This window comes from Fodinicurvata sediminis DSM 21159 (genome assembly GCF_000420625.1).
Classification (GTDB): Bacteria; Pseudomonadota; Alphaproteobacteria; order Kiloniellales; family DSM-21159; genus Fodinicurvata; species Fodinicurvata sediminis.
The window spans coordinates 11,767-33,204 of sequence record NZ_ATVH01000001.1 but is presented as its reverse complement, the minus strand read 5'-3'; the positions used below and the strand labels follow the sequence as shown (position 1 = coordinate 33,204).

The 21,438-nt window shown below is 61.5% G+C and carries 20 protein-coding genes; 3 read left to right on the top strand and 17 right to left on the bottom strand.

The genetic code is table 11. The annotated features are described in order from the left end of the window. Window positions 1-31: 31 nt before the first annotated feature. From G502_RS17910 to G502_RS17905, 5 genes are all read right to left on the bottom strand, one after another. Window positions 32-1,111, bottom strand: a complete 1,080-nt coding sequence (locus G502_RS17910) for an efflux RND transporter periplasmic adaptor subunit (RefSeq protein WP_022726645.1) — start codon at window positions 1,109-1,111, stop codon at window positions 32-34. Window positions 1,112-1,356: 245 nt separating this feature from the next. After that, entirely contained in the window at window positions 1,357-2,016 is a 660-nt protein-coding gene (locus G502_RS0100170) for an amino acid ABC transporter permease (RefSeq protein WP_026988894.1), read from the bottom strand. Beyond that, window positions 2,013-2,750, bottom strand: coding sequence for an amino acid ABC transporter ATP-binding protein (locus G502_RS0100165; RefSeq protein ID WP_022726644.1), 738 nt, complete (start codon window positions 2,748-2,750; stop codon window positions 2,013-2,015). The genes G502_RS0100170 and G502_RS0100165 overlap by 4 nt, the downstream gene beginning before the upstream one ends. Before the next feature lies 1 nt (window position 2,751). Next, window positions 2,752-3,423, bottom strand: coding sequence for an amino acid ABC transporter permease (locus tag G502_RS0100160; protein ID WP_022726643.1), 672 nt, complete (start codon window positions 3,421-3,423; stop codon window positions 2,752-2,754). Window positions 3,424-3,487: 64 nt separating this feature from the next. Then, window positions 3,488-4,324: a transporter substrate-binding domain-containing protein gene (locus tag G502_RS17905; RefSeq protein WP_022726642.1), complete on the bottom strand. Its 837-nt coding sequence runs from the start codon at window positions 4,322-4,324 to the stop codon at window positions 3,488-3,490. A gap of 344 nt (window positions 4,325-4,668) precedes the next feature. Here G502_RS17905 and G502_RS21180 point away from each other — a divergent pair, with 344 nt between their 5' ends. Continuing rightward, complete coding sequence (locus tag G502_RS21180; protein WP_022726641.1) at window positions 4,669-8,265, top strand: PAS domain-containing protein; 3,597 nt, start codon at window positions 4,669-4,671, stop codon at window positions 8,263-8,265. A 168-nt stretch (window positions 8,266-8,433) separates the two neighbouring features. Beyond that, window positions 8,434-8,853 carry a universal stress protein gene (locus G502_RS0100145; RefSeq protein ID WP_022726640.1) on the top strand — a complete coding sequence of 140 codons (420 nt, stop codon included), beginning with the start codon at window positions 8,434-8,436 and terminating at the stop codon, window positions 8,851-8,853. Window positions 8,854-8,882: 29 nt separating this feature from the next. On the opposite strand, the gene G502_RS0100140 is transcribed toward G502_RS0100145, so the two are convergent. The 7 genes from G502_RS0100140 to G502_RS0100110 form a co-directional block, all read right to left on the bottom strand. Next, on the bottom strand, window positions 8,883-9,671 hold the full coding sequence (locus G502_RS0100140) for a creatininase family protein (RefSeq protein ID WP_022726639.1): 789 nt from the start codon (window positions 9,669-9,671) through the stop codon (window positions 8,883-8,885). Between the two features lie 47 nt (window positions 9,672-9,718). Beyond that, window positions 9,719-10,939, bottom strand: a complete 1,221-nt coding sequence (gene argE / locus G502_RS17895; RefSeq protein ID WP_022726638.1) for an acetylornithine deacetylase — start codon at window positions 10,937-10,939, stop codon at window positions 9,719-9,721. Between the two features lie 8 nt (window positions 10,940-10,947). After that, the gene (locus G502_RS0100130; RefSeq protein ID WP_022726637.1) at window positions 10,948-11,967 is read right to left on the bottom strand and encodes an ABC transporter ATP-binding protein; all 1,020 of its coding nucleotides are present in this window, start codon (window positions 11,965-11,967) and stop codon (window positions 10,948-10,950) included. Beyond that, window positions 11,964-12,947, bottom strand: a complete 984-nt coding sequence (locus tag G502_RS0100125; protein WP_022726636.1) for an ABC transporter ATP-binding protein — start codon at window positions 12,945-12,947, stop codon at window positions 11,964-11,966. Before G502_RS0100125 ends, G502_RS0100130 begins: the two co-directional genes overlap by 4 nt. Next, window positions 12,940-14,250: an ABC transporter permease gene (locus tag G502_RS22910; protein ID WP_022726635.1), complete on the bottom strand. Its 1,311-nt coding sequence runs from the start codon at window positions 14,248-14,250 to the stop codon at window positions 12,940-12,942. Before G502_RS22910 ends, G502_RS0100125 begins: the two co-directional genes overlap by 8 nt. Continuing rightward, window positions 14,247-15,224 (bottom strand): ABC transporter permease, encoded by a 978-nt coding sequence (locus G502_RS0100115; RefSeq protein WP_022726634.1) that lies wholly within the window; start codon window positions 15,222-15,224, stop codon window positions 14,247-14,249. Before G502_RS0100115 ends, G502_RS22910 begins: the two co-directional genes overlap by 4 nt. A gap of 83 nt (window positions 15,225-15,307) precedes the next feature. After that, on the bottom strand, window positions 15,308-16,876 hold the full coding sequence (locus tag G502_RS0100110; RefSeq protein ID WP_026988892.1) for an ABC transporter substrate-binding protein: 1,569 nt from the start codon (window positions 16,874-16,876) through the stop codon (window positions 15,308-15,310). Window positions 16,877-17,048: 172 nt separating this feature from the next. On the opposite strand from G502_RS0100110, the gene G502_RS0100105 reads away from it, so the two are divergent. Continuing rightward, window positions 17,049-17,897 carry an IclR family transcriptional regulator gene (locus tag G502_RS0100105; RefSeq protein WP_022726632.1) on the top strand — a complete coding sequence of 283 codons (849 nt, stop codon included), beginning with the start codon at window positions 17,049-17,051 and terminating at the stop codon, window positions 17,895-17,897. A gap of 19 nt (window positions 17,898-17,916) precedes the next feature. Here G502_RS0100105 and G502_RS0100100 read toward each other — a convergent pair whose 3' ends face one another. The 5 genes from G502_RS0100100 to G502_RS0100080 form a co-directional block, all read right to left on the bottom strand. Then, complete coding sequence (locus G502_RS0100100; protein ID WP_022726631.1) at window positions 17,917-18,579, bottom strand: glutathione S-transferase family protein; 663 nt, start codon at window positions 18,577-18,579, stop codon at window positions 17,917-17,919. Then, window positions 18,576-19,493, bottom strand: coding sequence for a VOC family protein (locus G502_RS0100095; RefSeq protein ID WP_022726630.1), 918 nt, complete (start codon window positions 19,491-19,493; stop codon window positions 18,576-18,578). Before G502_RS0100095 ends, G502_RS0100100 begins: the two co-directional genes overlap by 4 nt. 25 nt (window positions 19,494-19,518) lie before the next feature. Then, the gene (locus tag G502_RS0100090; RefSeq protein WP_022726629.1) at window positions 19,519-19,971 is read right to left on the bottom strand and encodes a VOC family protein; all 453 of its coding nucleotides are present in this window, start codon (window positions 19,969-19,971) and stop codon (window positions 19,519-19,521) included. Window positions 19,972-20,004: 33 nt separating this feature from the next. Then, entirely contained in the window at window positions 20,005-20,358 is a 354-nt protein-coding gene (locus G502_RS0100085; protein WP_022726628.1) for a DUF1428 domain-containing protein, read from the bottom strand. A gap of 79 nt (window positions 20,359-20,437) precedes the next feature. Continuing rightward, window positions 20,438-21,361: an alpha/beta fold hydrolase gene (locus G502_RS0100080; RefSeq protein WP_022726627.1), complete on the bottom strand. Its 924-nt coding sequence runs from the start codon at window positions 21,359-21,361 to the stop codon at window positions 20,438-20,440. Window positions 21,362-21,438: the final 77 nt, after the last annotated feature.

The window sequence follows — 21,438 nt, the reverse complement described above, 5'->3', positions numbered from 1 at the left end:
GCGCAGCCGGCTATCGTCTGCAAGGGGGTCTTCACGAAGCGTCCTCTTCCAGGCGCACGGCCTGTCCCGGACGCAGACCTTCATTGCCTTCGACGACGACTCGCTCTCCAGCCTCCAGGCCTTCGCGAATCTGCAGCTGTCCGTCAAAAGCCAGGCCTGTTTCCACCAAGCGTTCGGAAGCACGTAATGCGCCGTCCCGGTTTTCAACGGTCCAGACCACCGTGCGACCGTCTGGGTATCGTATCAGTGCATCTCTAGGTATGACCGGGTCCCGCTCGCCAGTTGCCAGGTGCAGCGTCACGCGGGCCGACATGCCCGGGGTCAGGTCTATCTGATCGTCCTCCAGAACCACGCGGGCTGTGAATGTCCGGGCACTGGGATCGCCAACCGGAACAACCCGATCCAGGCGTGCTTCAAAAACCTCGCCAGGAAAGGCCTCAAGCTCTACCGAGACACCCGTGTCCCCTTCAAGGCGTGGGAAATCATCCTGTGGTACAGGCACATCGATGCGCAGTTCATCCATGGCCACCAGTTCGACTACAGCAGACCCAGGAGCGACCCAGGCTCCGACTTCGGTCTTGCGCTGGGCAATAACGCCCGAAAAAGGGGCGGTGATCTCATGACGCTCAAGCCGTAATGCCTGTTCTTCCTGTTCGGCCTGCAGCCTTTCCAGAACGGCCCTATCGGTTTCGACCTCCGTCTCACGCGTACGCAGTTCCGTCTCGGAAACTGCCCGCTGTCCAACCAGACGCTGGGCAACGCTCAGGCGACGTTCAGCATCCTCCAGCCCGGCCTGTGCTTCCCGAGTTGCACCCTTGGCCTGACGCAAGGCCAGCTTGGCGAATTCGCTATCCAGTTCGATCAGTTTATCCCCCTTTGCAACATGATCACCGCTTTCGACCTGAGTACTGGACACCTTGCCTGCAATCTCGCTGGAGACGGGAGACACGCGTGCAGAGGTAACCGTGCCCGTCAGGGGAACCTGTTCAATAATGTCGGCCCGTTCCGAAGTCTCGACGACCACAACGGCTCGTTCTTCCTGAGCCAGGGCAGCAGTTCCGGCCGCCAGCACAAGACCAGCGGCGAGAAAATAACGAAGCCGTGAAAACATGCGTACTAAACCGCCCACTCGATTATCGTTCAGGACTACATCCGATCCAGGAACTGTCCGACCATTGGGCATTTCCCTTGAAATCCCATCTCCTGGCCGGCGCGGATTGCCTATGGGCACCCGCTTTTCTCTAAATAAACTAAACGTCGCGATATGACGTTCAAGTGGCAGGACCCAGGATATCGCCCGACAGAAGACCATTGAGAGGGCCTGTCACTTCGCAATGAAGTGACAGCTTTCGCGTATTACAGCCCCGGCACAGCTGTGCGCTTTTCCAGGTATTGCAGTACCTGGGCGACAGTCCCGGTCAGGACTATGTAGACGAGGGCCAGCAACAGGAAGACCTCGAAGAACATGAAGGTCTCGTATCCCACCTTCTCGGCCCGCGCCGTGATCTCGGACACGCCGATGGCATAGGCGATGGATGTGTATTTCAGTTCCAGAATGGCCTCGTTAGACCACTGGGGGATCACCCGGCGCAGGGCCTGGGGCAATACGATCCAGCGCAAGCCCTGCAGGGACGTCATGCCCATGGCGCGCGCGGCCTGCATCTGCCCTCTGGGAATGGAGCGGATGGCGCCGCGAAAATACTCTGCCTGATAGGCCGAGGTATTGAGTCCGATGGCAATCACGGCCGCCGTGAAGGGGTCGAACACAATCCCGATCTCGGGCAGGCCCAGATAGATGAACAGCATCTGCACCAGCATCGGTGTGCCGCGGAACAGCTCAACGTACACGGTGGCGGCCGCATAGACGAGGGTGTTTCCGTAGAGACGCGCCCAAGCCAGCACGAGCCCGAAAACCGCCCCCATCGATATGGCCAGGATCCAGAGCCCCAGGGTGATTGGCAGCCCTTCCAGTATGTAGGGCAAGTGCTCGACGGCGAAGGCATAGAACTCGCTCATGCGGCCTCCCCGCCCTCGCCGATCCGACTCAGGAACTGGCGCGTACGCTCGTGCTGGGGCGCATCAAACAGCTGTGCAGGCGGCCCCTGCTCCAGGATATGGCCGCCGTCCATGAAGATGATCTCGTCCGCCGCCTGGCGGGCAAAACCGACCTCGTGACTGACCAGCAGCATCGTCATACCCTCATTGGCCAGGTTCTTCATGACGGCCACCACCTCTCCGGTCAGCTCCGGATCCAGGGCGCTCGTCGGCTCGTCGAACAGGATGATCTTCGGCTCCATGGCCAGGGCGCGGGCGATGGAAACACGCTGCTGCTGCCCGCCCGAGAGTTCGGCCGGATAGGCATGGGCGCGCTCTGACAGGCCTACCCGTTCCAGCTCGCGCATGGCCAGCTCGTGGGCCGCCCCTTTGCTCATGCCCCGGATCTTGCGCGGGCCGATGGCCACATTGTCGACGGCACGCAAATGGGTGAAGAGATTGAAGTCCTGGAAGACGAAAGCCAGCTTCTCGCGCATCCTGTTGAGGTTGCGCGAGGTGATCTCCGTGCCCTCGACCAGGACCCGGCCTTCATCCGGGGGTGTCAGGTAGTTGATGCAGCGCAGCAGGGTGGACTTGCCCGTCCCCGAGGGCCCCATGATGACCTTCGACTGCCCTGTTTCCATCTCGAGCGACACGCCCTTCAGCACCTCGGCATCGTCGTAGCGCTTGTGAATGTTCTCGACCTTGAGAAGCATCTCAGGCGTCCCCTCTTTGCTCGAACCCCGGCACGGCCAGCCTCTTCTCCAGCTTGTAGAGGCCCCAGTTTCCCAGCCGGTTGAAAATGAAGTAGAGAGCCGCGACCACCGCAAAGACGATCAGGATATTCCCTTGGGTGCTGGAGATGATGTACTTCGCCTGGCGGGTCAGCTCGACCACGCCGATCACATAGGCCAGCGAGGTTGCTTTCATCTCGCTTGAGAACTCGTTGGTCCAGGGCCCGATGGACAGGCGCAGGGCCTGCGGCAGGACAATATCCCTGACCGCCTTCATCTTGGACATGCCCATGGCGCGCGCCGCCTGCATCTGGCCCGGCGGGACCGAGAGAATGCAGCCTCGGAAGATCTGGGACTGGTAGGCCGCTGAACGCAGGCCCAGTGCCAACACGGCCGCCGTGAAGGATCCTATCTCCACGAAGTCTGTGACCCCGTAATAGAACAGCAGCAACAGCACGATGGCGGGAATGCCGCGGAAAATTCTTTCGAACAGGATGCCCAGCCAGCGCAGCGTCCAGTGGCCATAGACCTCGAGTAATGCGAGGGACAGGCCCAGCACGAGACCCAATGCCAGCAGGCAGACCAACAGCTGCAGAGCCACCCAGAGACCGTGCAGCAGATAGGGCATCTGGCTTATGATGATTTCGACGATCATGCCCGGATCCGGATAAACTCACATATGGGAATGCGGCGGAGCCTAAGGCTCCGCCGCAAGGGTCTCAGTCGGAATAGCCGGGAATCGGCTCCTCGTAGGCATCCACGTAGTCCGGCATGCTCGTCGGAATGCTCCGGATGGTCGACTGCGGGGAGTACTCCTTCACGATCTCGGACCACTGACCGGATTCATAGATATTCATGATACCGGCGTTGAGCTTGCTCAGGATCTCGTTGGGATCCCCCTTCTCCACCGCCAAGGCCTGCGGCTGGTTCTGCTGGATGGTCCCGACGATCTTCACCGGCCGGTCCTTGGCAATGAAGTCCTCGGCCGTGTCGGTGGAGGTCACCACGGCGTCCAGACGTCCCGCGCCCATATCCTCGACGGCCGTCACGTAATCTTCGTAGCTGCGCAGGGTGATGCCCACGTCATCGTTGGCCGCCAGGTTGTCCTCGAGCCACTGAAATTGCGTGGCACCGCCCTGGGCTCCAACCGTAGCCCCACAGCAAAGCGCTGTGACCACGTTCAGCTCCGAGTCCTCGGCCACGAGCACTTCGTCATCGTTCTCCCACCAGGGAATCGAGAAATCGAGAACTTCGTTGCGCTCTTCCGTGATGTTGAGGCCCGTCACCAGCAGGTCAATTCGTCCCTTTGCCAGTGCTGGAATCAGCGAGGGCCATGGCAGGTCCTTGAACTCGACCTCCATGTCCTGGTCCTCGGCGATGGCACGCATGGCATCGATCGCGATGCCCTTGTACTCGCCATCTTCCACATAGGCCCAGGGCGGAAAGGATGCCTCGACCCCGGCCACAAGTGCTTCCGCGGCCGCTGTATTCAGCCCCAGTGCGCCAACCACGGCAAAGGCCGTTCCGCCAACCAGTCCATGCAATGTTTTTCTCATACAAGCCTCCTGTTGTTTTTATCAATTCGCCTCACCCTCGTGTTTGTTCTTTGATTGGGGCGCGATATGGCACGCCTAAAGCAGAGGGGAGAATCAGGAATGCTGTCAAATATTTCACAGCCGATGTGACCTGATCCTTGGGGAGCATAACAGGAATATTCTGTAATAGAAGCCAACGATGACAGAAACATCTTAACGGTTCCTGTCGTGCCCGATAGCTGTCCATGCCATTTGTTTTACTGTGCCAAACGGCTGACAAGTTCCAGGGAAACGAATAAGACTCAGTCTGCGGACATGTTGTATCTGCCGCAATATTACGCTGTTGAGAAACGAGGGTGGCCAGGATGACGGATGCAGACAATGGAGCCCCGGATCAGCGGCAGCTTGAAAATCTGATTGCCTCAATCGACGGGGCAGTCTGGGAAGCCGCCCCCGACAGCCTTCAGTACAGCTTCGTAAGTCCCAAGGTCGAGGACATACTGGGCTACCCCTGCGAACAGTGGACCCGAGAACCGGATTTCTGGGTGCGCCACCTGCATCCCGATGATGCCGAACAGGTGCCCGAATACTGCAAGGAGCAGGTTCGCAAGGGACAGAATCACCATCTGGAATATCGCATGATCGCCGCCGACGGGCGGACCGTGTGGCTCCACGACCTGGTTTCCTTCTATGAATCCCGGGACGGGACACGCCTTCATGGTCTGATGATCGACGTCACGGCCCAGCATGAAATGCGCGAACACCTGCAAGCCGAACGGCGCACGGGCGAATCCATACTCAACTCCATCGCCGATGCAGTTCTGGTCCTCGATGCGCGGGGCTGCATCCAGAGACAGAATCCGGCGGCCCAAACCCTGCTCGGCTGGCAGGACAGTGACGTTCTGGGCCAGAATTCTCACGATCTGTTCCACCACAGTTATGCCGATGGCTCGGTCTACCCAAAAGAGGAGTGCCCGATCCACCGAACCCTTCAGGATGGCGTGACACGACGCAGCGAGGGCGAGACCTTCTTTCGGAAAGGAGCCTCACATGTAACGGTCGATTTCACCGTCGCTCCACTCATCAACGAACGTGACAGCATTACGGGAGCGGTGGTCTCCTTCCGCGATGTCACCCGGAAGGACAGGTTTCGCAAGACGACCCAGCTCGAGAAAGATATCCTGCAGTTGGTCTCTGCGGGTACGGATCTGAATACGGTCATGGAGGTGATGCTCCTACGTGCCGAATCCCTCCTTCCCGGAACACTGGCTTCCATCGTCTTTCTCGACAGTGATGGACAGCATGTGCGGCCTGGAGCAGCTCCCAGCCTGCCCGACAGCTATATCCAGGCCCTGGACGGCGTGATGATCGGGCCTGCTGTCGGCTCCTGCGGCACAGCCATGTATCAGGGCGAGCGCGTGATCGTGACGGACATAGAGAACGATCCGCTGTGGCTCGACTTTCGCCCCCTGGCTCTAGCCAACGGGCTCAGAGCCTGCTGGTCGACACCAATCAAGAGTGCCAATGGAGAAATCCTGGCCTCCTTTTCCCTTTACTATCGTGAACCGCGTGCACCGAACACCGCCGACCTGGACCTGATCGACCGCCTGTCCAATCTGACCTCCATCATGATCGAACGGACGCGCGCCATGGAAGCGCTGCGCCGAAACGAGGAACGCTTCCGCGAGCTTGCAGAAAATATCAACGAGGTCTTCTGGATCCGCAGTCCCTCCGGGGATCAGATGCACTACGTCAGCCCGGCATTCGAGCGAATTTGGGGCCGCTCGCGTGAGGAAATCTATCACAACCCCTATGCCTGGTTGGAGGCGATTCACGAGGAGGACCGTGAACAGGTCGAGCACGCCCTGTCCGCCCAGCAAGCAACAGGTTTCAATGCCGAATACCGCATCCTGCGTCCGGATGGCAGCCAACGCTGGATATCCGACCAGGGAACGTCGATCCGTGACGAAGATGGGCAGATCCTCAAGTTTCTGGGAACGGCACAGGATATCACCCGGCGCAAGGAAGCGGAGTTGGCCCTTCGTGAGAGCGAGCAACGCTTCCAGGCCATTTCCTCCGCAACATCCGACGTCCTTTGGGACTGGGACCTGCGAACCGACAGGCTCTGGTGGAGCCCGGACGTGACGATGCTGCTTGGCTGCGCTCCTCAGGATGTCGAAACACCAGAACTTTGGAGACCATGGCTGCATCCTGACGACAGGGCCAGAGTCTGGCACGACCTGCAGCAGGCGATAAGCGACAGGCAGGAATTTTGGGAAAGTGAATACCGTGTGCTGCGACAGGACGGGAAGATCCTGCACATGGAAGACCACGCCTGCCTGATCCTGGACGCAGAGGGCATGCCTGTGCGTCTTGTGGGCGGCATGTCCGACGTCACGGAACGCAAGCACCATCAGGTGCAGCTGCGCGAACGCATCAAGGAATTACGCTGCCTTTACCGTGTGCTGGAGATCACGTCCAATCCACTTCATTCCATACAGGACGTTTGCGACCAGATCGTGCGCATGCTGCCGGAAAGTCTGTTCCATACCGACATCTGCATCGCCCGGATAGAACTGGAAGATGCGCAATACCTGTCCCCCGGCTGGGGCCAACCGACTCATTCGATACAGGGATCGATAGGATCCAGTGACCATGTGATGGGCTTCGTCGAAGTTGGGTACAGCGAGCATCGCGTAACCGGCATAAACCAGGATGAGGTCTTCTTCAGCGAAGAACGAGAGATGGTCCAGGCTGTGGCTTCTCACATCGGACGCATGCTTGAGAACAGACGCCTTACAGAGCGTCTGTCGCAATCCGAACGGCTGAAGGCCATCGGTGCGTTGACGGGAGGGATCGCCCATGACTTCAACAACCTCCTGACCGTGATTCTCGGAAACACGGAGACGATGACCGCATCCTTGCCGAAAGACCACGAACTGCATTCGCTTGCCGAAATGACACAGACGGCAGCAGAGCGCAGCGCCGATTTGACCCAACACCTCCTGGCCTTTGCCCGGCAACAGCCTCTGGCTCCGGAACCAACGGATGTGGCCAACCTGATCCATGATATGGGCAGCTTGCTGCGCCGCACACTGGGCGAGCATATACAGATTGATGTCCAGCTAAGCGATGGTGTCTGGAAAGCCCTTGTTGACCCGGTTCAGCTTGAAAGCGCTGTGCTCAACCTCTGCATCAACGCCCGTGATGCCATGCCAGAACGAGGAAATCTGACAATCGAGGTCCAGAACGTTCATCTGGACCAGGGTTATGGTGATGGAGACGAAAGGATTGCCCCTGGCCCCTACGTGATGCTGGCCATATCCGATACCGGAAGCGGCATGCCGCCGGACGTTGCTTCCCGTGCCTTCGACCCATTCTTTACGACCAAGGAAACCGGCAAGGGCAGCGGTCTTGGCCTCAGCATGGTCTATGGCTTTGCACGTCAATCGCAGGGACAGGTTGTCATCTATTCCGAAGAAGGTCAGGGCACCACTGTGAAGCTCTACCTGCCCCGTGGATTCGGAGGCCCCGAGGATGAAAAGGCTACAGCCGGTACCGAAGAGACAACCGGTGGCCCCGAACGCATACTGGTGGTCGAGGATGACGATCTCGTTCGCGGCCATGTCACCAGTCAACTGGAAAGCCTTGGCTATCGGGTGGTCAGTGCGGAAAATGGAGCAAAGGCACTGGAGGTTTTGGAGCGTGAGGTGGATCTGGACCTTCTGTTCACAGATGTGATTATGCCCGGGGGTATGAACGGAGGGGAGTTGGCAGAGAAGGCCCGGCAGCTCCACCCTAAGCTGCCCGTGCTCTTCACCTCCGGCTACACCGACAGCGCCATTGTCCATCATGGGCAGGTCGATCCGGGCATACACCTGCTGACCAAGCCATACCGCCGTCAGGCATTGGCCGAAAAGCTCCGCGAGGTCCTTGCTGAAAGCGCTTCTTCCGAGGCCTGACGACAAGTGTCGCTTACCCCTGCTTCTCACTCATCAAGTGGTGGGGCTTCAATCTCTATCCCAAAAGGTTTCACAGCACCCGGATGGATATAATATAGTGACCCGGAATTGGAATGCCGGTCCTCTCTCAAACCGGGAAGCAAGGGCACGGCAAATAAGGAGGCTTCCATGTACAAATCCGTCATTATCCCAGTCGATCTGTCCCACAGCGAAAGGATCCAGCCCATGGTCGCTGCAGCACGTGTGCTTGCGGCCGAAGATGCAGAGATCCTCCTGCTCAACGTAATCGAGGACATTCCGGCCTATGTCCGTTCCCAGGTGCCGCAAAGCATCCGTGACGAGCGCGATGACGAAGTCCGCAATCAGTTGAAGAAGATTGCCCGGGATAATGGCCTTTCCGAGAACATCATGGTCAGAACCGGGCACGCGCCCAGCGAAATTCTGGCCGCTGCAAAGCAAAAGAAAAGCGACCTGATCGTCATCGCCTCTCACAAGCCAGGCTTCGGCGATTTCCTCCTCGGCTCCACGGCCGCCCGCGTCGTCAGGCATTCCGCCTGCACCGTCCACGTCGTGCGCGAAACGGGGTGACTTCCTCGAAGTGCTCCCCCTAGGGCCGGTTATTCACTCGTTCCCGTAAATTCCTCCCACGCCCCGCAAAGGTCCTCCAGCGCGGCCTCGTAAAGCGTCTCGCCGGCCTCGGCATTCGCCAGAGTGGGATCCGAGCCGATGCGGCCGTCGGGAAAGCGCGAACGGAAGTCCCGGGCATCGCCGATGGGCCCCTTGGGCGCGATCTTCGGCGAGAGCGGACGCGATTTCATGTGGGGGCCATGGGCATAGTGCGTCAGCGAAACCTCGCTGCAGGTCACGTGCGAGCCCTCGGCCTCTCCGAACAGCTCGGCACTGCGCGCACGCACCGAAGGCAGCATCCACCAGCTGTGCAACTGGAATTGGAGGGAGGCGCGGTTGCTCTGAGCGCCATAGGAGACATCGGCATGAATCTCCGAGAAGGCGGCCTGCAGGGTGGCAATGTTGCCGCCATGGCCGTTCACGAAGAAGAAGCGCTCGAAGCCCTGGCTGGCCAGAGAGGTGACCACGTCACGAACCACGGCGATCAGTGTGCTTGGGCGCAGTGAAATGCTGCCCGGAAAGCCCAGATGGTGCTGCGCCATGCCAATGGACAGCGTCGGCGCGATCAGGGCACCGGTGCGTGCGGCGACACCGCGGGACAGCACTTCCGGACAGAGTGCGTCGGTGCCCAGCAGGCCTGTGGGCCCGTGCTGCTCGGTAGAGCCGATGGGGATCAGGATACTGCTCGAGGTCTGCAGGTACTCCTCGATATCCGGCCAGGTCAGCAACTGCAGGCGCCTGCGCTCGCCCGCTTCCCAGGTCTGCTCGTCCTGCGCCATGATTCTATCCTCCTCCAGACTGATGTACTGACCCGTATCCTACACGCTCAGGCCTCCTGGCACAGCCGCTCGACCAGCCGGCCAAGCAACTGCTCCATCTCTGCCAATTGCGTCAGCGCGGCAAACTCGTTTGCCTTGTGCGCCTGATCGATGTGGCCAGGTCCGCATATCACCGTGGGGATTCCGGCATGCTGCTGGAATTTGCCGCCTTCCGTGCCATAGGCCACGCGGCGCGTGCTGTTGGTCGCAGCCAGGCCTTTCATGAAGGTCACGGCTTCATCCTCCTCGTCCATGTCCAGGCCGGGAAAGGAAAACAGCTGGTTCCAGGTAATGGAGGCATCCGGCGCCTTCTTATGCATGACGGCTTCCAGCTCGCGGCCATAAGCCTTGAACTCTTCCAGCTTCGCGAAGGGATCGTCGATGGGCAGATGGCGGAACTCGAAGACGAAGGAGCAGTGGTCCGGAACGATATTCAACGCTTGCCCGCCCTGCAGCTGGCCGACATGGATCGTCGTGTGCTCCACGTCATAGCGAGCATCGAAGGGCCCGTCGCGCTCCACCGCATCGGCCATGTCGGCGATACGCGACACAAGGCGCGCGGCCGTCTGCACGGCATTGGCCGCACGTGGCGCCAGGCTGGAATGCGCGACACTGCCCTTCACCACGCATTCCACGGCCAGCTTGCCCTTGTGGCCGGTCACCACGTCCATGCCCGTGGGCTCGCCGACCAGGCAGAGGCCGGGCCTGTTCTCCAGCGTGGCGATGTATTCGATCAGCCCGTCGACGCCCCGGCAGCCCACTTCCTCGTCATAAGAGAAGCAGAGATCGATGGGTCGGGCGAGCTGCGCCTCCTGCATGCGTGGCACCAGCGCCAAACAGCAGGCAAGGAACCCCTTCATGTCGGCCGTGCCGCGCCCCACCAGGGTCCCGTCACTTTCTTCCATAACGAAGGGATCGCTGCCCCAGTCCTGGCCGTCGACCGGCACAACGTCGGTGTGTCCGCTGAGCGCCACACCACCCGGCCGGTCCGGGCCAATGCGCGCCCAGAGATTGGCCTTGTTGCCCTCCGCGTTCGGCAATACGCGGCAGGCGATGCCGTGAGCGGTGAGATGCTCCTTCACATGCTCGATCAGGGCCAGGTTGGAGTCCCGGCTGACGGTGGGAAAGCCGACCAGCCGGCGCAGCCATTCGACGACATCCGAGGAGGGGCGGTCCGCGCCCTGGTCCGGGACAGCGCCCGATAAACTCTGGTCGGATGGCGTTTGCATAGTGGGAATCATGACTGTTCTGGCCTTGATGAGGTGTTGAGGTGACAGGCGGAGAAATGTCCCGGCGCGATCTCCTCCAGGGCCGGCTGTTCCACACGGCAGCGGTCGAAGGCGTGGGGACAGCGCGGATGGAAATGACATCCCGGCGGCGGGTCCATGGGAGACGGGATCTCCCCCTTGATGGGGTGGAAGCGGCGCTTACCGGCTTCCAGTCGCGGCACGTCCTCCAGCAAGGCCTGGGTGTAGGGATGGTTGGGTCCGGAAAACAGCTCTGCAGTGGGAGCCTGCTCCACCACCCGGCCGAGGTACATGATGACCACCCGGTCCGAGAGATGCTCGACCACGCCCAGGTCGTGGCTGATGAACAGATAGGTCAGGCCGAAGTCCTGCTGCAGTTCCATGAAGAGGTTGAGCACCTGGGCCTGGATCGAAACGTCCAGGGCGGCCACGGACTCGTCGCAGACCAGCATTTCCGGCTTCACGGCAAGCGCGCGCGCGATCCCGATGCGCTGGCGCTGTCCGCCGGAGAACTGGTGTGGATAGCGGGCCCGATAGTCCGGATCCAGGCCCACGCGCTGCATCATCTGCGCGACGTAGTCCTTCTGTTCGGCGCGTGGCACCAGCTTGTGCGCACCCACCGCCTCGCCGATGATCTGCCCGGCCTTCAGGCGCGGATTGAGCGAGGCCATGGGGTCCTGGAAAATCATCTGGATGGTCAGCGCCAGGTGGGCCGCATCACGCCTCTGCAATTGCTCCACAGGAACGCCCTTGTAAAGGAAGCGGCCCTCCGACGGCTTGTGCAGACCCGCCACTATGCGGCCCAGCGTGGATTTTCCGCAGCCGCTCTCGCCGACCAGGCCGACGACCTCCCCTTTGTGGACAGTCAGGTTGACCCGGTCCACTGCATGTACGGTTTGCTCCTGAATCCTTGCCCCGAAACCGCGTGCCACGCGTTCCGCCACATCCAGCTTGCGCGTGAAGCGTTTCGAAACCGTCTCGAGCGTGATCAGGGGCTCGGCTGCAGTCATGACCAGATACTTTCATCCTTGCCAACGGGAAAATGACACCGCCAGGAACGGGGCCCCTCCCAGCTGTCCTCGGGTTCGCTGCGGCAGAGGTCCTGTGCCTTGGGGCAGCGCGGGTGAAACGGACAGCCTTCCGGCAGATGGGTCATGGAAGGCGTCATACCGGGTATCTGGCGCAGCCGCTGGTGGCGCTGATTGCGCGAGGGCACCGAGGCGATCAGCCCCGACGTATAGGGGTGCCGCGGCGCGCTGATTATCGCATCCGAGGGCCCCTGCTCCACGATCCGGCCGGCATACATCACGGCGATGCGATCGGCCAGGCCGGCGACCACGGACAGATCGTGCGTGATCAGGATCATGGCCACACCCTTCTGCTCCACCAGGCGCTGGACCTCCGCCAGGATCTGCGCCTGGATGGTCACGTCCAGCGCCGTAGTCGGCTCGTCTGCGATGATCAGCTCTGGATCGTTCAGCAGGGCAATGGCAATAGCCACGCGCTGGCGCATGCCGCCGGAAAGCTGGTGCGGATAGTTCCGCAGGCGGGCTTCCGGAGCCGAAATGCCGACCATCTTCAGGGACTCGCGGCAGCGCTGCAGCGCTGCTTCGCGCGAAATGTCCTGGTGGGCCTGCAGAGTTTCCACCATCTGGGTGTCGATGCGCAGGACCGGGTTCAGGGTCATCATGGGGTCCTGAAAGATCATCGATATGCGCCGGCCGCGATAGCGGCGCAGCTGCTCGCCCGCCAGGCCCACCAGCTCCTGCCCGTCGAAGCGGATGGAGCCGCCCACCACGCGTCCCGGATGATCGACCAGGCCCATGATCGAGAACCCGGTCACGGACTTGCCGGACCCGCTTTCACCGACCAGGCCCAGGATCTCACCGGCCTGGACAGAGAAATTGACCCCGTCCACGGCCTTCACCGGGTGGGAGTGGGTCTCGAAGTGTGTCTGGAGGTTCTCGACCTGGAGGATGGGTTCACTCATCGCGGCGCATCCTCGGGTTCAGGACCTCGCGCAGGCGGTCTCCTACCAGGTTGATGGCCACGATGGTGACCAGCAAGGCAATGCCCGGGAACACGCTGATCCAGTAACGCCCTGACAACAGATAATCGAAGCCGTTGGAGATCAGCAGTCCCAACGAGGGCTCGGTCTGCGGCATGCCCAGCCCCAGGAAGCTGAGCGTGGCCTCCAGCGCGATGGCATTGGCCACCTGTACCGTACCGACCACGATCATCGGTGGGATGCAGTTGGGCAGCATATGGCGCAGAACAATGCGCCAACGGCTGAGCGCCAGGCAGCGCGCCGCCTCTATGTACTCCTTGCTGCGCTCCACCAGGCCGGCCGAACGGGCTGTGCGCGCGTAGTAGGCCCACTGGGCGATGACCAGGGCCAGGATCACCTTGTCCGGTCCGCGGCCCAGTATCGCCAGCAGCAGCAGGGCCACCAGGATGGCCGGGAAGCTGAGCTGCAGGTCGACGATACGCATGATCAGGGCATCGATCCGTCCGCCGGCGTAGGCGGCCGTCAGCCCGACCACCAACCCGATCACAAGCGCCAGCGCACCGCTGAAGACACCCACGGAGATGCTTATGCGCAGGCCGTAGATGATGGCCGAGAACATGTCACGGCCCTGCCCGTCAGTGCCCAGCCAGTAGACCTGCTCGATCTCGCCCTCGGCCTGCTGGGCGCGAATCTCCAGCTCGAAATCACCTTCATATCCCTCCGGCAACTGCACTTCGAAGGCCGTGATCTCCTGCGGCGTCACCAGCCAGAAATTCCGGAAGTCATGCTTCTCGCCGACCGAGAGTTCGGCGCCGCGCGGCAGTCCTTCCACCCTCAGTTCTGGCTCCAGGGTCTCGAGGTTCTCCGGCGGCTGCAGATCCAGGGTGACGGCCACGCGCGCAGGCGTCACCCACTCCCAGGATGCCTCGGCGCTTTCGAAGGGCACAGAGCCGCTCAGGTCCAGGGTTTCCGTGCCGGACTCCGCTTCGCTGGAGATCGGCACCGGCAACGATTGTCGCTCCGGATCGGCGCGTCCGGCGGCACCGGGCGCCAGGCGGCTATGCTCCACCCGAATCTCATTCAGGTCATAGGGGTTCTGTGGCGCAATCCAGGGCGCGAAAAGCGCAGCGAAAATGATAAGCGCCAGGACAACCGCCCCGGCCACGGCCACGCGACTGGCCATGAATTCCCGCAACGTGCGCCGGAACGGCGTGTCTTTGGCGGGTGCCGATTCTTCCGCCGTACCGGCAGAACCGGCCTGTGTCTGGTTGTCCTGTATGGTCATGCGCCCAGGTCCTGCAGTCGGACCCGCGGGTCGAAAACGGAATAGAGAACATCGACAATCAAATTAATCGTGATGAAAGTCAGCACGATGACAATCAGGTAGGAGACGATAACTGGCCGATCGAGCACGAAGATGGAATCGATGATCAGCTTGCCGATTCCCGGCCAGGCGAAGACCGTCTCGGTGACCACTGCGAAGGCGATCAGCGTTCCAAACTCCAGTCCGATGATGGTGATGACCGGAATCATGATGACCTTCAGGATATGCACACCGACGATCCGCCCTTCACGCAGGCCCTTGGCGCGGGCGAACTTCACGAAATCCAACTGGATGGCCTCCAGTACGCTGGCCCGGGTCAGACGGATGATCAGCGCCGTCTTGAAAAGCGCCAGGTTGACCGAGGGCAGGATCAGGTGCGACCAGCCGTCCAGGGAAAACAGCGTGGACTGCATGCCCAGGAATTCGCCCGGCTCTCCGCGCCCGCCCGATGGCAACCAGCCCAGCAGGACGGCGAACAGCAGGATCAGCATCAGTCCCTGCCAGAAGTTGGGCAGGCTGAAGCCGAAGATCGAGCCCACCATGATCGAATGCCCGGCGATGCTTTGCGGCTTGAGACCGGCCCAGAGGCCCAGCGGAATGCCGATCAGGATGGACAGGGACAGCGCAAAGAGGGCGAGTTCAAGCGTCGCCGGCAGCCGGCTCAGTACCAACGAGAAGGCAGGCACGTTGAACACGAAAGAACGGCCCACGTCGCCCTGCAGCAGATTGCCGACGAAGGAAATGTATTGCTGGTAAAGTGGCTGATCGAGCCCGAGCCGCGCGATGGCCGCGGTGCGCTCGGCCTGGGTGGCGTCCGGGGCGATCAGTATATCCACCGGATTGCCGATGGCATAGACGGCCACGAACACGATCACCGTCATGGCCACCAGAACGAAGAAGCTCTGAAGCAGGCGACGGATTATGAAGACCGTCATGCCGGGGCTCTCCTCAGGACGGCCGCCCCGGCATCACCCTGCCCCGAAGGGCAAGGCAATTCCGGAACTGTCCGTTACAGGCTTCAGTCAGTGGAACGCACCGAAGTGGCGAGCGTGTACTCGTCGGTCCGCGGTACGTACTCCAGACCGTCGCGCGTGCCCCAGGTGTTGACCTGGAAGTGCACCGGGATCAGGCCGACGTCCTCCATGGCGATTTCCGTGGCCTCTGCCAGCAGGTCCTGGCGCTTGTCGTTATCCACCGTGACAAGAGCTTCCTTGAGCAGGCTGTCCATCTCTTCGTTGGAATAACGCCCGCGGTTGGTGGCCCCAAAGCCGGCCTCCGGCTCATAGGTTGCCAGAAGCGCGCGCAACGGCGAGGAGGCCTCGCCGGAACCGGCGCCCCAGCCGACAAGCATCACCGAGAATTCCAGGTCCGAGGCACGGCCGAAATAGACGGAAACCGGAATGGTCTCGACTTCGGTCTCGATGCCGATGCGGCTCCACATCTGAGCTGCGGCCTGCAGCACCTGCTCGTCGTTGATGTAGCGACCGGCCGGCCCGTGAACCGTCATCTTGAAGCCATCCTCATAGCCGGCCTCGGCCAGCAGTTCCTGGGCACGTTCGGGATCATACTCCGGAACATCGATGTTCTCGGAGACACCGAAGAAACCCTCGGGCAGCAACTGGCCGGCAGGAATGGCGATGCCTTCCATGACATCCTCGACGATCGACTCACGGTCGATGGCAATGGACAGGGCCTTGCGCACGCGCGCATCCCGCAGGGGATTCTCGATCTCGCTGCCATCCTTGGCCGTGATCTGTGGCGTGGCTTCGCGGTCGCTGTCCAGATGGATATAAATCACGCGGTTGGAAATGCCCTGCCAGATCGAGACGTCCTCATTCTCTTCCAATGAGGCCACATCGTTTGTGGGCACCCCTTCGATGACGTCGATGTCGCCTGACAGAAGGCCGGCCACACGCGCCGAGGCACTTGTGATGGGGCGGAAAGTGACGGAGTCCCACTCTGGTGCGTCACCCCAATAGTCTTCGTATGCCTCCATCTCGACCTCTTCACCGGGCGTATAGCTGGCGAACTTGAAGGGGCCCGTTCCGACGGCCGCCTCACCGCTGTTGAAATCCTCGGTGGCGGCGCCTTCCGCATGTTTCTTGCTGATAATGGCGACCGTGGAAAGGTTGTTGGCCATCAAGGGCACGGGGTTCTCGGTATGGAAACGCACCGTGTGATCGTCGACGATCTCGACCTCGGCAATGTCATCGATGTAGAGGCCGAAGCTCGAGGGGCTGTTGGGAACGTCCGGTGCCCGCTCGATGGTGAAGGCCACATCCTCCGCCGTGAAGGGAGAGCCATCGTGGAAAGTCACATCCTCGCGCAGTTTGAACTCCCAAACCAGCGGATCGTCCGTGACGCCCCACTCCGTCGCCAGTCCCGGTTCCAGGGACTGGTTTTCGTCCTGCTTGATCAGCGGCTCGAAGATATGCCGTGTCAGGGCGTTGTTCGGTGTCAGGTTATGGTAATGGGGGTCGATGGAAGTGGGTTCCGAGGCCAGGGCGATCGTCAGGTCCTCAGCCGCTGCCGGGGCAGCCGCAAAGGACACGACAAAGGCCGAAGCCATAAGCAGACGGGATCTCATGTCCTATCCTCCTGTTCAGATGAACCGATTTGTAATTCTTGTTCGTTTCTTATCTTATCGTTGTACGATAATTATTTATCACTTATAAGTATGAAACCGCTCTGAACAAGAATCAACCATGACGTTTCCGTAACGGAAGCGAAAACAACGGACCACAGGATCGGCAGCGCCCATGTCCACCGATACTGCTCAAGCAGACACCCAAAGCGCTTACACTCCAGCTGACCAGAGCGAGCCCGCGACGGCGCGCAACCCACTGTTTGTCACGGCTCTTTACCGCGGATTGAATGTGCTCGAGGCCTTTTCCAACGGATGGGAAGCCATGGGGCTCAGCGACATTGCCTCTGCCACGGGGTTGGCTGTGCCCACAGTCCAGCGCTCTGTCCATACGCTGACCGAAATGGGGTACCTGGCCAAGGATGCACAGACCCGACGTTACCGCCTGACACCCAAGGCCCTGGACGCCACCTATCGCTACCTTCAGTCCAGCCCGCTCTATGAGGCCGCGATACCCGTCGTGGTGGCCCTGCGCGATGAATGGCAGGAAACGGTCAACGTCTCCATACTCGACGGATCCGAGGCCATGCTGCTGATCCGCATGCCAGGAGCACGCCGGATCAATCCGACCTCCATGATTGGCCGCCGCATGCCGGCCCATGCCACCTCCACCGGCCTGGCCATGCTGGCCATGCTGCCGGCGGACGAGCAGTACCGTCGCCTCCACGACATGCCCCTGAAGGCCATGACCGCCCGGACCGTCACAGACCCCGCCGCCCTCGAGAAGCGTCTGCACGTCATCCGGCAGGACGGTTATGCGCTGGTCAACGAGGAAGCTGCTGACGGCGAGATCTCCGTCGCCGCACCGATCCTGGATCACGACGGCCACCTGGTTGCGGCCATTAGCATGACCACCGCGGTCAGTTACTGGTCGGAAGAAGAGGCGCGCAAACAGATCGGACCGGCCATCAAGCACGCCGCGCGTGCCATCACGGATACCTTGCGCGGCTGGCGCTCCAAATAACCACAGGCCTCGCCGTGCTTCAGGCGACGCCAGCCGCCTGTGATTCGCTTTCTTCGAAGACCGCCATGTGATCACTGAGCGCCCGGCGATAGGCCGGACGGGCCTCGCAGCGGGCCCGATAGGCCGCCAGCCGCGGCTGTTCCTCGACCAGCGCAGTGCCGCGCAGGATTTGCAGTACGCAGACCGTCATCAGGTCACCAAGCGTGAAGCGGTTTTCCAGGTAATCCTGTTCGCCCAACCAGGCGGCCAACTGGTCCAATCGCTTCCGAACGGCCTTTTCCGCTTCCGGCCGGCGCTGGCGCGCCCAATCCTCATCGGCATGGAACAGATCGAGCTCGGCCAACGGCTGGATTGCCGGCTCCAGGGTATTGATCGCGGCGAAGAGCCAAGTAATGGCGCGGGTACGTTCGGCCGGATCCGTTGGCAGCAGGGTCTCGCTGCGCGCCCCGATGTGCAGGACGATCGCGCCGGATTCGAACAGGTTGACGGACTCGTCCTCATAGGCAGGGACCTGAGCGAAGGGCTGGCGGACCAGGTGTTCGGGACTGTCCCGCTGCTCAAGATCGATCAAACGCGTGCGATAGGGCAGTCCGGCCTCCTCCAGCGCCCAGCGCACCCGCATGTCGCGCACCAGCCCCTGCGCAAAGGGGGGTACCCAGCTGTAAGTCGTAAGCGTGATCATGGCCGGTCTCCTGTATGAGCCTGTTCCAGGCCGGAAATGTCCAGTTTTTTCATCTGCAGCATCGCGCCGCTCACCTGCTCGACCTGCTCCGCATCCCCCTCCCGCATCAGACGCGGCAGCACCCTCGGCACCACCTGCCAGGAAACACCGAAGCGGTCCTTCAACCAGCCACAGCGCTGGGCGTCGGGATCTCCGCCTGCACCCAATTGTTCCCAGTAACGATCGACCTCCGGCTGGCTGTCGCAGAGAACCTGCAGAGAGAGGGCTTCGGTGAAGGTGAAGGCGTGATCCAACGCCGAGTCCATGACCCGGAATTCCTGCCCGGCCAGCGTGAAAACGGCCTGCTTCAGCGTACCTGCTGCGTCCGGCCCCTCCCCGTCTTCATAGCGCCAGATGTCGTCAATGCCGGAGTTTGGAAAGAGCGTGGTGTAGTGGTTCATGGCCTTCTCGGCCCGACCGCACTGCACGCCCGTGAACAGCAGGCTAAACGCGATCGTCTGCTCGCGCGGCGCACCGTTGACCTGCCAGGTCAGGCCGAAACGATCCGCCACCCAGCCATAGCCTTCGCTGAAGGGATAGGCCTGGAAGGGCATCAGGACCTCGCCGCCGTCCGCCAGCCGATCGAACAGGGCCCGAGCCTGTTCCACGTCCTCACAGCTGACGAACAACGAGAGGGCCGGTGTGAAGCGAAACATCGGCCCGCCGTTCAGCCCGGTGAAGCTCCGGCCGGCCAGCCGAAAGCCCACGGTCATGACCGAGCCTTCCGTACGCCCGGCGATCTCGGCCACCGTACGGTTATAGCGGGTCGTCTCCTCGATGGCGGAGTCAGGAAACAGCGAGGTATAGAACGCTGCCGCCGCTTCGGCCTGGTCGTCGAACCAGAGACAGGGCACGATCATCTGCTGTTGTGTCATGGGCTGCTCCTTTTCCTGTCCTCGTTCACAGCGGGCTCTGCGCCGGGTCCATCCAGAAGGCTTCCCAGATATGTCCGTCAGGATCCTCGAAGGTGCGGCCGTACATGAAGCCGTGCTCTTCGGGCGCGCGGGGCTCCGGCGCGCCGACCGCCAGCGCCTTGTCCATCAGGGCATCCACCGCCGCCCGGCTGTCCAGCTGCAGAGCCAGCAGGACCTCGGTCGAACTGCGCGCATCGGCGATGTCCTTCTTCGTGAAGCGCTTCAGGCTGGTCGGCAGGTGCAGCATGGCGCGGATCTGCTCCGAGAGGATCAGGCAGGCCACCTCGTCATTGCTGAAGGACTCGTTGAAGCGATAGCCCAGCGCCTCGAAGAAGCGGCGGCTGCGCCCCAGGTCGGCGACCGGCAGGTTGAGATAGACGGCGCCGGGAACGGCGCCTGCGCCCTCCTGGGAAAAGGCCTTTGTGTCGACGTCAGTCATGGCGTTTCCTCTCTTGCACATATGTGTCCCGGATCACAGGTCGACGATCGGGGTGAAGCCGCCGAAGATCATGCGCTTGCCATCGAAGGGCATGGGATTGGCGTCCATCTGCAGGCGCGAGTCCTCCATGACCTTGGGCATCGCCTCGTCGCGCACGGCCTGCGAGGGCCAGATAATCCAGCCAAAGACCACCGTCTCGTCTTCCTTGCGTTTCACGGCCATGGGGAACGAGGTGACTTCACCATCCGGAACGTCATCGCCCCAGCACTCCATGACCTTCAGCGCGCCATATTCCTTGAAGACATGCCCGGCGGTCTCGGCATGCTCGCGAAAGGTCTCGCGGTTGGCCGTGGGCACAGCCAGGACGAACCCGTCGATATAGCTCATTTGCTTTTCCTTTTCGTTTGGTTATGGCCGTGCCATTTGATGTGGACGTGCCGTGGAAGACAGAGGCGCCATGCCGCTGTCACTGCGCGACCTCCTGCGCATTCGCCCAGCTCAGGTCGGGTTTCTCGCCTTTCAGGAACGGCAGGACGGTCCTCACCATCGCGGGCGCGCCGAAGAGTTCGTACTGGGTCAAGTCGGGCAGGATGGCCAGGCGGTTTTCCGGCATGTGCTCACGCTCCCAGCCGGCATCGCGCTGGCCGCCGCCCAGACGCTTGTAGAATTCGACCATGTGCTCCAGGCGGATCATGTCGCCGTCGCCATAGACCAGCATCACCGGCGGCTCCAGCGCCTCGACATCCAGCGTGAAGGAATTCGGCTGGCTCAGCAGATCGCCCACTGCATTCAGCAGGTCGGGGAAGGCCGTCACGTCCGGCGCCACATTGGCATAGGCCTGGTACATGGGCGTGCCCTTCATGGCCTCGGCCTGTCCGGCGCCGATTTCCTCCATCTGCGCCTGGATGCCGTCGTGGAAGCCGGCGCGCTCGAAAGGTGCGGAAAGAATGACAAGCCGCCGCACGCGCTCGGGCTGCTGCACCGCCATCTGCCCGGCCACGCCGCCCCCCAGGGAATAACCCAGGACATCGACGCTCTCGTGGCCCAGTTCCTCGACAAGAACGGCCATGTCGCGGCCCATCTCCTCGAGGTCCATGGCCCGTCCTTCGACCAATTCGGTGCGGCCGTGCCCATAAAGGTCGACCCCGATCACCTGACGGCTTTCCGTCAGGGCCGGGAGGATCGGTGTGAACATCTCGAAGGTGCCCAGCCCGCCGTGCAGCAAAAGCAGGGGCTCGCCCTGGCCATGAATCTCGTAATAGTAGTCGACACCGTTGACGGCGAGGTCCCCGGAGCGCTCGGCCTCCGGCGAGTCGGCCAACACCGCTTCTGGACCTAAGGACAGCACAAGGACCACAGCCAGACCGGCAAGCAGCTTATGTCCCCACATACAAGCAGCCTCTCTGTTTTGTTTGATAAGAGTTGATATCAACCTATTTAAAGGCTGTCAAATGGCAATTAATGCCC

Bases quoted from the DNA above. Each gene is read 5' to 3' on its own strand.
- G502_RS17910 (WP_022726645.1), bottom strand. From the start codon at position 1,111: ATGTTTTCACGGCTTCGTTATTTTCTCGCCGCTGGTCTTGTGCTGGCG.
- G502_RS0100170 (WP_026988894.1), bottom strand. From the start codon at position 2,016: ATGAGCGAGTTCTATGCCTTCGCCGTCGAGCACTTGCCCTACATACTG.
- G502_RS0100165 (WP_022726644.1), bottom strand. From the start codon at position 2,750: ATGCTTCTCAAGGTCGAGAACATTCACAAGCGCTACGACGATGCCGAG.
- G502_RS0100160 (WP_022726643.1), bottom strand. From the start codon at position 3,423: ATGATCGTCGAAATCATCATAAGCCAGATGCCCTATCTGCTGCACGGT.
- G502_RS17905 (WP_022726642.1), bottom strand. From the start codon at position 4,324: ATGAGAAAAACATTGCATGGACTGGTTGGCGGAACGGCCTTTGCCGTG.
- G502_RS21180 (WP_022726641.1), top strand. From the start codon at position 4,669: ATGACGGATGCAGACAATGGAGCCCCGGATCAGCGGCAGCTTGAAAAT.
- G502_RS0100145 (WP_022726640.1), top strand. From the start codon at position 8,434: ATGTACAAATCCGTCATTATCCCAGTCGATCTGTCCCACAGCGAAAGG.
- G502_RS0100140 (WP_022726639.1), bottom strand. From the start codon at position 9,671: ATGGCGCAGGACGAGCAGACCTGGGAAGCGGGCGAGCGCAGGCGCCTG.
- argE (WP_022726638.1), bottom strand. From the start codon at position 10,939: ATGCAAACGCCATCCGACCAGAGTTTATCGGGCGCTGTCCCGGACCAG.
- G502_RS0100130 (WP_022726637.1), bottom strand. From the start codon at position 11,967: ATGACTGCAGCCGAGCCCCTGATCACGCTCGAGACGGTTTCGAAACGC.
- G502_RS0100125 (WP_022726636.1), bottom strand. From the start codon at position 12,947: ATGAGTGAACCCATCCTCCAGGTCGAGAACCTCCAGACACACTTCGAG.
- G502_RS22910 (WP_022726635.1), bottom strand. From the start codon at position 14,250: ATGACCATACAGGACAACCAGACACAGGCCGGTTCTGCCGGTACGGCG.
- G502_RS0100115 (WP_022726634.1), bottom strand. From the start codon at position 15,224: ATGACGGTCTTCATAATCCGTCGCCTGCTTCAGAGCTTCTTCGTTCTG.
- G502_RS0100110 (WP_026988892.1), bottom strand. From the start codon at position 16,876: ATGAGATCCCGTCTGCTTATGGCTTCGGCCTTTGTCGTGTCCTTTGCG.
- G502_RS0100105 (WP_022726632.1), top strand. From the start codon at position 17,049: ATGTCCACCGATACTGCTCAAGCAGACACCCAAAGCGCTTACACTCCA.
- G502_RS0100100 (WP_022726631.1), bottom strand. From the start codon at position 18,579: ATGATCACGCTTACGACTTACAGCTGGGTACCCCCCTTTGCGCAGGGG.
- G502_RS0100095 (WP_022726630.1), bottom strand. From the start codon at position 19,493: ATGACACAACAGCAGATGATCGTGCCCTGTCTCTGGTTCGACGACCAG.
- G502_RS0100090 (WP_022726629.1), bottom strand. From the start codon at position 19,971: ATGACTGACGTCGACACAAAGGCCTTTTCCCAGGAGGGCGCAGGCGCC.
- G502_RS0100085 (WP_022726628.1), bottom strand. From the start codon at position 20,358: ATGAGCTATATCGACGGGTTCGTCCTGGCTGTGCCCACGGCCAACCGC.
- G502_RS0100080 (WP_022726627.1), bottom strand. From the start codon at position 21,361: ATGTGGGGACATAAGCTGCTTGCCGGTCTGGCTGTGGTCCTTGTGCTG.